Here is a 12,588-nt window from a genome sequence, read left to right as displayed (position 1 = left end):
GATTTAAGAAGACCCAAATCATTATTCAGTAATTGATTTTCAATCCTAAGTTTTCTAACTCTTGCTTTTTGTGATCTTATATAAAGTAGTACCCCGCGGCTGCACGAGTCCTTTTCCCGCTTTCGCACGATTGCATCGTGTGGCTTTTGCATTAATAAATTTAAAGATAATTATTTTTTAACTTAAAAAAAGAAAAATTTTCTTTTCTAAAACTATTTTAAGGGTACAAAATACAATTAAGCAAAAGTCTCTAAAAATTCTTAATCATCAGATTATCAGTTAATTTTTATTATTTATTTTAAATAAATTCTTTTGTTTTAGTCTTTCTAAGAAAAATCTTTCAAAAAATAATTTTTTTTTCAACTTTTTTGCCTCAAATCCACTTAAAACATTATATTTGTCAATATTTTTTAACTTATATAATATTACTATGAAAGACCTAATCGAAAAAATTAACGCTGAATTCGAAACTTTTACTAATGAATCTACAAGCCAAGTAGAAAAAGGAAACAAAGCTGCTGGTACAAGAGCAAGAAAAGCCGCTTTAGAATTAAGCAAATTATTCAAAGAATTTAGAAAAGTTTCTGTAGAAGCATCTAAAGCATAATCTATACTTTATAGATTGAATTTTAAACCACCCTTTTTAGCGTGGTTTTTTTTGATTTTATAATTTAAAAAACGGATTAATGATTTCCCTAAAACCTTTACAAATTCTAAGGAATACAGAATTTCGAAACCTTCTTTCGGGGCGGTTTATTATTATTCTTGCGTTCAGAATGTTGGCAACACTTCTCGGTTGGTGGGTTTGGGAACTCACAAAAGATCCTCTTTCCATCGGGATGATTGGTCTTGCAGAAGTCATTCCGGCAGTTTCAACAGCGCTTTATGCGGGGCATGTTATTGATATGAATGAGAAGAAAAAATTATTGCTCATCTTCAATTATATTTATGTTTTTCTCATCGCACTGTTTTTAATTCCCGCATTTTTAAATTTAGGATTTACTGGGCATCAAACCACATATTACATTTATGGCGTGATATTTTTTACAGGAATTGCGCGTGCATTCATTGGTCCCATTGCGCCTTCAATGATTCCGAAAATCGTAAAAATTGAAAATTTACCTTCAGCAATTACTTTAAACCAGGCCACATTTCTTACGGCTTCCGTTTTTGGGCATGCCATTGGCGGTTTGCTCATCGCATACATTACATTAAAATGGACGCTCGTTGTTATCCTTGCGCTCGTTACTTTTGCCAGTTTCTTTTTCTGGAAAGTCAATCCACAGCAGTCAGAACACAATAAAAAAGATGTTCAGGTTTGGAAAAGTATGCGCGAAGGCGTTCAATATATTTTTAAAACCAGAGAGATTTTGGGCGTTATTTCTCTAGATCTTTTTGCCGTTTTATTTGGCGGCGCCGTTGCAATGATTCCCATTTATGCCACAGATATTTTAAAAGTAGGCGCGGAAGGTTTCGGGTTTTTAAATGCCGCTTCAGATATTGGTTCCATGTGCATTATTCTATTTTTAGCATTAGTTCCGTTACGCAAAAAACAAGGAAAAATTTTATTGCTTGCTGTTGCAGGTTTTGGCTTTTGCATCATCGGTTTCGGGCTTTCAACTTGGTATTTACTCTCGTTTTTCTTCTTAATGCTCAGCGGAATGCTAGACGGTATTTCCGTCGTTGTTCGCGGCACAATCGTACAATTAAAAACCCCAGATAATATCCGCGGACGCGTTTTGAGTGTAAATTCAATCTTTATAATGAGCAGTAATGAATTGGGACAGTTTGAAAGTGGCGTCGCCGCAAAACTACTCGGCGTAGTGCGTTCCGTAGTTTTTGGCGGAATAATGACGGTTTTAATATCAGCATTTGTCGCCGCAAAATTTCCGAAATTGCGAAAATTAGAGTATTGATTTTTTAGGAGCAACACGGTTTTATATTCTTTCACCATTCTGCGCGCTTTCCACTATATCCCGCCGCGGCGGGGATGCCGTTCCAATCGCGGCTAGGTTGAGGTTTATTTTTTTTGTTCGACGGGAAGCAAACTAATTTTTAAAAATACTTTGAGTAGCCTTTTTCAGAAAAGAAAATTTAATAAAAACCTGAGTTCGATTATTATTCAATTTTCAAAGTGTTAATTATCAATAACCTAAAAATATCAATTGCGTCGGGCTTTAGCCCGATGAAAGATGTAATGCGTCATTTGGCTTTAGCCAAAACGTATATTAGGTTTTGGCTAAAGCCAATTCTTATTTAAAACCTTATAAAACGGGCTAAAGCCCGTTCCTATTGATGTTTTTCAAAAAATTATTATTCGAACTCAGGTTAAAATGCTTACGCTCAAAAAAACACAATTGTAACCTTTGTGCTCATTGCATAAAAACGCTGCGTTTATTGCGCGGAAAACATTGCGCCATTTCGTGAAACTTTCTTTTTCAAATTTTGCATAAAGAACTTTCCTTCTTTGTATGAAAATCTCTAACTTACTAACAAAAATATTTTTATAAAATATTGATAATTAAATAATTATAATTAGTTCAAAAATTTTGTTAGTTAGTAATTTCAACTCAAACTATAATTATTTTATCTTTGTACTATGGTTCAAAAAGAGACACTTTCCTCACTTATTCATGGTAATTTTGCCAAAGAATTATCCATTTCAGATGGTAAAATGCCACCGAATGCGGTAGAATTTGAAAAATTAGTGCTTGGCTCTTTTTTAATTGATAGAAAGGGCTTAGACTACGGCATAGATCTTTTGCGAGCAGAAGTATTTTATGACCCGCGCCATCAAGAAATTTTTAAAGTTATTACTTCACTTTTTGAAGCCAATGCGCCAGTAGATTTAATGACCGTTATTCAGGAATTAAAAAAAACAGAACGCTTAAGCGCAGCAGGTGGCGACAATTATATGGTTGATCTAACTTTAGCCGTAAGTTCTTCCGCGCACATAGAATATCACATCAGAATTGTTTTAGAAAAATTTATTCTGCGTTCACTTATCAATGTTTCTGCAAATGTGATCGATAGTTCTTACAAAGAAACCACTGATGTTTTTGAGTTATTAGACAAAGCCGAACAATCCTTCTTTGAAATTACAAACGGCACTATAAAAAAAGGCTTTGATACCGCCAATTCTTTGGTGAAAGAAGCCATAGAAAAAATAAAATTATTGCGCGATAAAGAAGGAATTTCTGGTATTCCATCAGGTTTTACAGCAATTGATAAAGAAACAGGCGGTTGGCAAAATTCAGATTTAATAATTATTGCCGCGCGTCCCGCTATGGGGAAAACCGCCTTTCTGCTTTCTATGGCGAGAAATATTGCCGTTGAACATAAAATTCCTTTGGCTTTATTTTCTTTAGAAATGGCTTCAGTTCAATTAATCACCCGAATGATTGCGTCAGAAACTGGCATTTCTTCCGAAAAATTACGAAAAGGCCAAATGAGTGATGAAGAATGGGAAATTTTATTTAGAAATGTTTCTGAATTAGAAAACGCACCTTTATTTATAGATGAAACACCTTCGCTTTCTGTTTTCGATTTCCGTGCAAAATGCAGAAGATTAGTGATGCAACACGGCGTAAAAATAATAATGGTAGATTACCTGCAACTTATGACGGCCAATTCCGGAAAAGGCGGCGCAGGAAATCGCGAGCAGGAAATTGCAACCATTTCTCGTTCCTTAAAAGCCATTGCAAAAGAATTAAATGTACCAGTTATTGCACTTTCTCAACTTTCCAGAAGTGTAGAAACAAGACCCGGAAAAAGACCTCAACTTTCAGATTTGCGGGAATCTGGTGCAATAGAGCAAGATGCAGATATTGTGTCCTTTATTTTTCGGCCAGAATATTACAAAATTGGCGTTTGGGATAATGATCCAGAAGGGCAAGAATCACCAACTGATAACCAAGCAGAACTCATAATTGCAAAACATAGAAATGGCGCAACAGCCGATGTTCGCTTATCGTTTTACAAAAACATTGCAAAATTTGCCGACCTCAATTTATTTGGTGGGCCAAACGATTATCAATCTTCAAATTTTGAAAAAAACGACCAATTGTCTGGTTTTGAAAAACTTAAAACCACCATTGATCTTGGTGCCGCGTTTGATTTGCCGAATAAACCAAATGTTTCTGGCTCTGCGATGAATGATGAAGATGATGGAATGCCGTTTTAAATTTAAAAAAATTAAGTGCAAATTTTTAATAATATTTGTCATTCCGTAGAAATCTAAGCAATGCTTTTTACAGCCTAGACTCCTGCGGAATGGCTAAATAATGTATTAGCAGTGTATTAGAGAGATGCTTTTCATTAAGAATTTTCATTTACCAGAAATTAGATTAAATTATTTTGACAATCAATATTTACACAGACGGCGCATGCAGCGGAAACCCAGGAAAAGGCGGTTTCGGAATTGTGATGGAAGTTCCTGAAAAAAATTATTCTAAAAATTTTGCGCAAGGTTACAGATTAACAACCAATAATAGAATGGAACTTTTGGCGGTAATTGTGGCATTAGAACAATTAAAAAATCCAGAAGAAAACGTTCATATTTTTACAGATAGTAAATATGTTTCTGAAGCCATTAATAAAAAATGGCTGCAAAATTGGGTGAAAATTGGTTTTAAAAACAAGAAAAACCCAGATTTGTGGCAGCGTTTAATTCCATTATTGAAAAAACACAGCGTTACACTTCATTGGATAAAAGGCCACGCCGGACATCCACAAAACGAAATTTGCGATCAGATTGCGGTAAAAGCATCGAAATCTGAAAATTTAGAAATTGATGATTATTTTGAAAATTCTAAAAATGGAGGTCTTTTTTAAATTTAATTAAAATCTCAAAAAATCAATAAAATTTTAATATAAATATCTTTGCTAAAATATTTATATTTGTTAAATGAATTACATAGATGCCCTAAAACAGCGTTACTCGGTAAAAAAATTTAACAAAAACCTCCTGGTTTCTCGGGAAAATTTGTCGTCGATTTTAGAAGCGGGCAAACTCGCAGCGAGTTCTTTAGGTTTACAACCTTACAGGATTTTGGTGGTAGAAAGCGAAGATTTAAAAGAAAAACTAATTCCTACTTTTGGAAATCCCTCGCAAATTTCTACTTGTTCGCATTTAGTCGTTTTAATTTCTCGCAAAAACATAGAGCAGAATTATGTAGATGGATATTTCAATCACATTTCAAAAGTTAGAAAAACGGCGCTTGAAAATTTGAATGGTTTTAAATACACCATCAACCATCATCTTGAAACATTACCAGAAAAAGAATTAGAAAATTGGGCAGAGAAACAAACTTACATCGTTTTGGGAAATCTGATGTTTGCTGCGGCTTTAGAAAAAGTAGATTCTTGCCCGATGGAAGGCTTTAATGCAGAAGAAATAGAGAAAATTTTAGAAATAGACACCGTAAAAGAAAAAGTCTGCGTCACGTTAGCTTTGGGCTACAGAGCAGAAGATGATTTTTTTAGAACCTTAGAAAAAGTAAGAAAACCAGACGAAAAAATGTTTAAATTTCTATAATATAAATAATTAAGTTATATAGGTGAAATGAAAAGTTATGAATGCGATTAGATATTTTGGAGGTTAAAGACAACAAAATAAATTTGCCACCAGATTTAGATGCAAATTTAGAGGATGTCCTTTAAAAGTTCAAGATTTATTCTTTTTGTATTATAATATAACAGTTTCAAACAACTTCAAACCACATCAAACAATTGAAACCCTAATAGATGATCAAAGCAGACGTTCTCGTAATCGGTTCCGGCATTTCCGGACTTTCCTACGCTATAAAAATTTCCGAAAAAATGCCCGAAGCAAAGATCATCATCGTCACAAAAGCCGATGAAGATGAAAGCAACACGAAATATGCGCAAGGCGGTTTGGCGGTGGTTACAGATTTTGATAACGACACTTTTCAAAAACATATAGATGACACGATGCGCGCCGGAGATGGAGAAAATGATCTTTCAGTCGTGAAAATGGTGGTGGAAGAAGGGCCAAAGCGTTTCAAAGAATTAGTAGATTGGGGAACAAATTTTGACAAAAAAGATGGCGAACTCATGCTCGGCAGAGAAGGTGGCCACACAGAAAACAGAATTGTGCACCACAAAGATATTACCGGCGCAGAAATAGAACGTGCACTTTTGGAGACGGCAACTAATTCAAAAAATATAGAAATTTTACCCTATCATTATGTAATTGACTTAATTACGCAACACCACGTTCCCGGAAAAGAACTGGATGAAGGAAATATTAATTGTTATGGCGCTTATATTTTAGATGAAAAATCTAATAAAATCAAAAAAATTACAGCGAAAATTACCTTGGTTGCAACCGGCGGCGCAGGTCACGTTTACAAAAATACAACCAATCCAATAATCGCAACTGGCGACGGAATCGCTTTCGTGGCGCGCGCAAAAGGCAAAGTTTCAAATATGCAGTATTACCAGTTTCATCCGACGGCGCTTTATAGCAAAATTGACGGCATGTTATTTTTAATTTCGGAAGCCGTTCGTGGCGATGGCGCAAAATTAAGGTTGAAAAACGGCGAACCTTTTATGAAAAAATACGATGAACGCGAAGAATTGGCGTCGCGTGATATTGTCGCCAGAGCAATCGATAATGAAATGAAAATCACGGGTGATGAATTTGTAGGTTTGGATTGCCGCAAAATGAACAAAGAAAAATTTCTAGAACATTTCCCGAATATTTATCAAAAATGTCTGGACGAAGGCATTGATCCTTTTAAAGATTTAATTCCCGTAGTTCCCGCCTGTCATTACCTTTGTGGCGGAATTGAAACCGATAAAGATGGGCAATCTTCCATTAAAAATCTTTTTGCCGTGGGAGAATGCACCAATTCCGGATTGCACGGCGCGAATCGTTTGGCGTCAAATTCTTTGCTCGAAGGTTTGGTTTTTGGGCATAACGCAGCGATGAAAACAATCGAACTTTTAGATAAAAATGATTTTAATTTTGAAGATCTGAAAGCCATTCCGGAATGGAATGAAGAAGGCATGAAAATGATGGACGAAATGGTTCTGGTAAGTTATCTTCGTAAGCAATTGCAGGAAATGATGAGCGATTTAGTGAGTATTGTGCGAAGTAACGAGCGTTTGGAAATGGCTTTAAACAAGCAAAAAGAAATTTCCGAAGCGGTGAAACAATTGTATAAATATTCCATTCTTTCCCCAAAACTTTCTGAGTTGCGAAATTTGGTAAATATTGCAGAACTGATTATCGTTCAGTCTATTGCGATGAAAGAAAACAAAGGTGCTTTTTTTAATAAGGATTTGGTTTAAATTATTTAAAAAAATGGAAGAACTAATAAAACTTTCAAACGATAAAACGTCGCCCATTGTGTATATGTATTTGAGGAAGTTCTTATTTGAGCCCGATAATAATGGCGTTATAAAAATCCAAATTCAAATAATTAAAGATGAGGTATTAGACGAAAATTACAAGAAAATTGCTGAAACTTCTGATGAAATGTGGGAAATTTATGCTGAAAATGTTGTTAAATATTCAGGTTTTGATGATTTTTATTTAATGCCAAATATGGAAATTAATATTTTTTCTGACAATCCTTTAATCTCTTTATATAGTGACACTGAATTATATTGTAAAATAATAGGTAAACCAAAAGACAAATTTGCCTTTTTAGGGGAAATGCTTTTTCAATTAGAAAATAAAACTAAGAATTGGATTAATATTAATCAATTTTTTTGGAACTTAGAAAATCTTTTTGAGGTAAAAAAATATCCAAAGCAATGGATTGAATTTGTAGATAATTCCGAAAATGAATATATAACAATTCCCGAGTTTTTATTTGATACATTTAAACATGTTTGTGATAAACACAAAATAGAAATTGAAACGGAAACGGAAACAATGAAGGATAAAGTTGATTTGAAAATTTTAATTTTTGGAAATGAGTTAGTTTCTTCAAATGATTTTTATTTAAATGGTCCGTACATTATTGCCGAAAAATTTTCCGCTAAAAAATTAAATAAATGAAATTTTCCCCTATAATTTCCGCAAAAGAATTACAAGAAATTCTAAACCAAGAAAACATAATCATCGTTGATGCCGGAAGCGGCGGAAATTCTTATGACAATTATTTAGAAAAACATCTTGAAAATGCACTTTATGTTGATCTAAGTAAAGATTTAGCGGAAGTTCCTGAAGATGCGAAAAACGGAGGAAGACATCCGCTGCCAAGTTTAGAAAAATTTGCTAAAGTTTTGCAGAATTTAGGAATTAACCGTAATTCACACCTTATTATATGTGACAATAAAAATTCTACCAACGCGGCGCCGCGCTTTTGGTGGATGTTGAAATCTGTCGGAATTGAAAATGTGCAGGTTTTGGATGGCGGTTTGCAAAGTGCAGAAAGTGAAGGTTTAAAACTTTCTAATGAAATTACAAAACCAAAGAAAAGCGCAGAAAAATTAGATTTAAAAAACTGGAAACTTCCTTTAGTTGATATTGATTTTATTGAAAAAAATTCAGAAAATCCTGATTTTAAAATCATTGATGTTCGAGATAAAGACCGTTATGATGGAAAAACTGAACCAATCGATAAAATTGCCGGGCATATTCCAGATGCAGAAAATATTCCCTTTACAGAAAACATGAACGAAGACGGAACTTTAAAGAAACCAGAACTAATAAGAGAAAAATATCAAAAAGAATTTCAGAATATTTCGACGGAAAATATCGCTATTCATTGCGGTTCGGGAGTTACGGCTTGCAATACTTTGCTGGCTTTGGATTATGCGGGTTTAGAAATCCCAAATCTCTACGTTGGTTCTTGGAGTGAGTGGAGCAGAAATAATAAAAAAATGGCGACAAATATTTAATTTTAAATAAATGAAATCTGCATAACTGAAGGTTTCAAAAATAATATAAAGAGATGAGCAAAAAACCAAAATACATTACCGATAAAAATTTAAAAATATTCATCAAAAATGCTTTAGAAGAAGACATTCAGGATGGCGATCATTCTACTTTGTCAACGATCCCAAAAGATTTAATTCAAAGCGCACAACTTTTAGTGAAGGAAAACTGCATTTTGGCGGGTGTTGAAATGGCGAAATATATTTTTAAAACTTTTGATAAAAATTTAGAAATAGAAACTTTCATCAACGACGGCGAGGAAGCAAAAATTGGCGACGTTGCATTTATAGTAAAAGGAAGCGCGCGTTCCATACTTTCTACAGAGCGTTTGGTTTTAAATTGTATGCAAAGAATGAGCGGCATTGCGACTTTAACGCATGAGTGGGATTCCAGATTAATTGGCACGAAAACGAAACTTTTAGATACGCGAAAAACAACGCCAAATTTTAGAATTTGTGAAAAATGGGCCGTTGCAATTGGCGGCGGAACGAATCACAGATACGGACTTTATGATATGATCATGCTGAAAGACAACCACATCGACTATAATGGAAGCATTACGAAAGCAGTGGAAATGGCAAAAGATTACGTGGCAGAAAAAAAATTAAAATTAAAAATAGAAGTTGAAACCAGAAATTTAGAAGAAGTAGAAGAAGCGATTAAATCTGGAGCAGATAGAATTATGCTAGATAATATGGATGTGGAAATGATGGAAAAAGCGGTAAAATTGGTAGATGGAAAATGTGAAACCGAAGCATCTGGCGGTATTACAAGAGATCAATTACAAGAAATTGCAAGAACTGGAGTTACTTTTATCTCTGCAGGCGCATTAACGCACTCTGCAAAAAATATTGATTTGAGCCTAAAAGCACTTAAAAAATAAAATATTCGTAAAAACTATAACTGATTTTTATCACCTTCTATTTTAATAGTCCTTTAGTAATCAGTGTTTTAAATGATTTGCTAATTATATGTTAAAAATTAACAATCTGTTAACGATAGTTCCAAAAAATTTAACGAATTTTGCACAAATTAAAATACTAAAATAAACTTTTTAATTATGAATTTAGTCCAAAAATCAATGTTCACAGCATTAATTACACTTTCTACGGCAAGTGTTTACTATGCGCAAAGTGTGAAGACAGACACGCTTAGTAAAGAGAATGCTATTGACGAGGTAGTTATTAGCGGTGTTGCAGATATCGCAAAAGACAGAAAAACACCTGTTGCGGTTTCTACTATTAAAGAAGCACAAATTGTTGAAAAATTAGGAAATCAAGAATTTCCTGAAATTTTAAATAGTACGCCTTCAGTTTATGCAACCAAAGGTGGTGGTGGTTTTGGAGATGCAAAACTAAATATTAGAGGTTTTGCACAAGAAAATATCGCTGTTATGATCAACGGTGTTCCCGTGAATGACATGGAGAATGGTGCTGTATATTGGAGTAACTGGGCTGGTTTATCAGACGTTACTTCTGCGATGCAAGTGCAAAGAGGGCTTGGTTCTTCTAAATTAGCAATTGCCTCTGTAGGTGGAACTGTAAATATTATCACTAGAGCCGCAGACCGAAGAGAAGGAGGTAGAGTATCTTTAGGTGTAGGTAATGATGGTTACGTAAAAACTGGAGTAGCATATAATACTGGTAAAAATGCCAAAGGATGGTCTTCTTCATTTTTATTAACCAGAACTGGAGGGTCTACTTATGCAAGCGGAACTCAATTTGAGGGATACAACTATTATTTCGCATTAGGTTACCAAAAAGGGAAACACGATTTTCAATTCACTTTAACAGGTGCGCCGCAATATCACAATCAGCGGTCGTATGAAATCACGTTGCAAACATTAATCGATAGAGGGTCTATGGATAGACCAGACAGAAGATACAATCAGCAAGAAGGTGTTTTAAACGGAAAAGAATATACGTTTAGAAGAAACTATTACCATAAACCAGTTATGTCTTTAAACTGGGATTATAAAATCTCTCCGAGTTCAAAATTAAGCACAGTGGGTTACGCTTCTTTCGGTAGAGGTGGTGGTACCGGAGACTTAGGAAGTGTAGGTGGAAAAAGAGCGAGCGCATTTGTAAATGCCGATGGTCTTACAGATTTTGACGCTATTATTGCAGCAAATGCTGCTTCTACTCCAGATAAAGGAGTTTTAATCAGAAGATCTTCTATAAATTCACACAACTGGTTCGGTTTAATTTCAAACTTCAACCATAAAATAAATGATAACTTAAACTTCTCAGTTGGTATTGATACTAGATATTATCACGGTTATCACTACCAAGTGGTAAGCGATCTTTTAGGTGCTTCTGCTTACAAAGACTATTCTAACCAAAACAATACACCTAATTATGTTTCAAATACATTTAAAGCAAACCCTAACTTTAACCCGTTTGGTGGAAAAGTTAACAGCATAAATGATCAAATTGCTTACAGCAATGACGGTGAAGTTTTATGGTACGGTGGTTTTGGGCAAATAGAATATTCTAATGATAGAATTTCTGCTTTTGTTCAAGGTGCAGTTTCTAACCAAGGATTTCAAAGAATTGATAACTTTATCATTGATGGAGGTACAACATTAAATGGAAAAGTGGTTTCAGCAACCAATCAGCCTTCCGCTACTAACCCTTTGTTATACAAAAAAACAGGTTTCAAAAATCTTGTAGGTTATAATGCAAAAGGAGGTTTAAACTTTAACATTGATGAGCATAGTAATGTATTCGTAAATGCAGGTTATTACTCTAAACAACCATTCTTAAATGCTGTTTATCCAAACAATAAAAACTTCTTAAACCCGAATCTTACGAATGAGAAAATTCTTGGTTTCGAAGCAGGATATGGTTTTAGAGCTTCTTGGTTGAATGCAAATGTAAACGCATATAGAACAAACTGGAAAGATAGATTCTTAAGAAGAACACAGCAAATTAATCCAGGAGGAGGTTTACCTATTATTAATGCTTATGCAAATATTCAGGGAATTGAAGAAATTCACCAAGGTTTAGAATTTGAAGCAAAATCTAAAATTAATGATATTATTACGATTAATGCAATGTTTGCAGTTGCAGATTGGCATTATAATGGAAACGCTTCAGGAACTTTGTTTAATGAAACCAACGAGCCAATTGATGATAATGGAAATGTAGTAGCAAGCGGACAAGCGGGTGTAAGAACACTTTATTTAGATAAAATTAAAGTTGGAGATGCTGCGCAAATGACAGGATCTTTAGGTTTCACATTAACGCCAGTTAGAGATTTTAAATTTGATGCTTCTTACAGATATGTCAATCATCTCTACGCAAACTTAAACGTTTTAAACTTCTCAGATCAAACAGCGGCTGCAAAAGGTGCTTTAGAATTACCAAGTTACGGTTTGGTAGAATTAGGAGCGTCTTATAAATTCCGTTTGCCAAACAAAAAGCAAAGTTTTACAGTAAGAGCCAACGTTTATAATTTGCTAAACACTTATTATATTCAAAACTCATACACCAATACTTTTGCTGGCGATAAATATTCCACAGGAGTTACTTATAAAGGAATTGATACAGGTAACCAAGTATTCTTCGGATTCGGAAGAACTTGGTCTACGACAGTAGCTTATAATTTCTAAAAATAAGTTTTTATAAATATTTTAATCCCGGCTTTTCGCCGGGATTTTTTTATATTTGTAA

The 12,588-nt window shown here is 34.3% G+C and carries 10 protein-coding genes; all 10 read left to right on the top strand.

Annotated features, from left to right (window positions below; translation table 11 throughout):
* Positions 1-430: 430 nt before the first annotated feature.
* The 10 genes from C4S29_RS07830 to C4S29_RS07785 all read left to right on the top strand — a co-directional run bounded on the left by C4S29_RS07830 (position 431) and on the right by C4S29_RS07785 (position 12,527).
* Complete coding sequence (locus C4S29_RS07830) at positions 431-607, top strand: histone H1 (RefSeq protein WP_103913591.1); 177 nt, start codon at positions 431-433, stop codon at positions 605-607.
* A gap of 79 nt (positions 608-686) precedes the next feature.
* Entirely contained in the window at positions 687-1,916 is a 1,230-nt protein-coding gene (locus C4S29_RS07825; protein WP_185116955.1) for an MFS transporter, read from the top strand.
* 683 nt (positions 1,917-2,599) lie between these two features.
* Entirely contained in the window at positions 2,600-4,183 is a 1,584-nt protein-coding gene (gene dnaB, locus C4S29_RS07820) for a replicative DNA helicase (protein ID WP_103913590.1), read from the top strand.
* A 173-nt stretch (positions 4,184-4,356) separates the two neighbouring features.
* Positions 4,357-4,833, top strand: a complete 477-nt coding sequence (rnhA, locus tag C4S29_RS07815) for a ribonuclease HI (RefSeq protein WP_103913589.1) — start codon at positions 4,357-4,359, stop codon at positions 4,831-4,833.
* A gap of 73 nt (positions 4,834-4,906) precedes the next feature.
* Positions 4,907-5,536: an NAD(P)H-dependent oxidoreductase gene (locus tag C4S29_RS07810; protein WP_103913588.1), complete on the top strand. Its 630-nt coding sequence runs from the start codon at positions 4,907-4,909 to the stop codon at positions 5,534-5,536.
* Between the two features lie 209 nt (positions 5,537-5,745).
* Positions 5,746-7,317 carry an L-aspartate oxidase gene (gene nadB, locus C4S29_RS07805; protein ID WP_103913587.1) on the top strand — a complete coding sequence of 524 codons (1,572 nt, stop codon included), beginning with the start codon at positions 5,746-5,748 and terminating at the stop codon, positions 7,315-7,317.
* Between the two features lie 13 nt (positions 7,318-7,330).
* Positions 7,331-8,032: a hypothetical protein gene (locus C4S29_RS07800; RefSeq protein WP_146063284.1), complete on the top strand. Its 702-nt coding sequence runs from the start codon at positions 7,331-7,333 to the stop codon at positions 8,030-8,032.
* Positions 8,029-8,877 (top strand): sulfurtransferase, encoded by an 849-nt coding sequence (locus C4S29_RS07795; protein ID WP_103913585.1) that lies wholly within the window; start codon positions 8,029-8,031, stop codon positions 8,875-8,877. Before C4S29_RS07800 ends, C4S29_RS07795 begins: the two co-directional genes overlap by 4 nt.
* 53 nt (positions 8,878-8,930) lie before the next feature.
* On the top strand, positions 8,931-9,797 hold the full coding sequence (nadC, locus tag C4S29_RS07790; protein WP_103913584.1) for a carboxylating nicotinate-nucleotide diphosphorylase: 867 nt from the start codon (positions 8,931-8,933) through the stop codon (positions 9,795-9,797).
* Positions 9,798-9,974: 177 nt separating this feature from the next.
* Positions 9,975-12,527 (top strand): TonB-dependent receptor, encoded by a 2,553-nt coding sequence (locus tag C4S29_RS07785; RefSeq protein WP_103913583.1) that lies wholly within the window; start codon positions 9,975-9,977, stop codon positions 12,525-12,527.
* The last annotated feature ends 61 nt before the right edge of the window (positions 12,528-12,588 follow it).

The organism is Halpernia humi (genome assembly GCF_900108025.1).
In the GTDB taxonomy this organism is placed as follows: Bacteria; Bacteroidota; Bacteroidia; order Flavobacteriales; family Weeksellaceae; genus Halpernia; species Halpernia humi.
The sequence above is the reverse complement of the archived record's forward strand: the minus strand, read 5'-3'. Positions and strand labels throughout refer to the sequence as shown.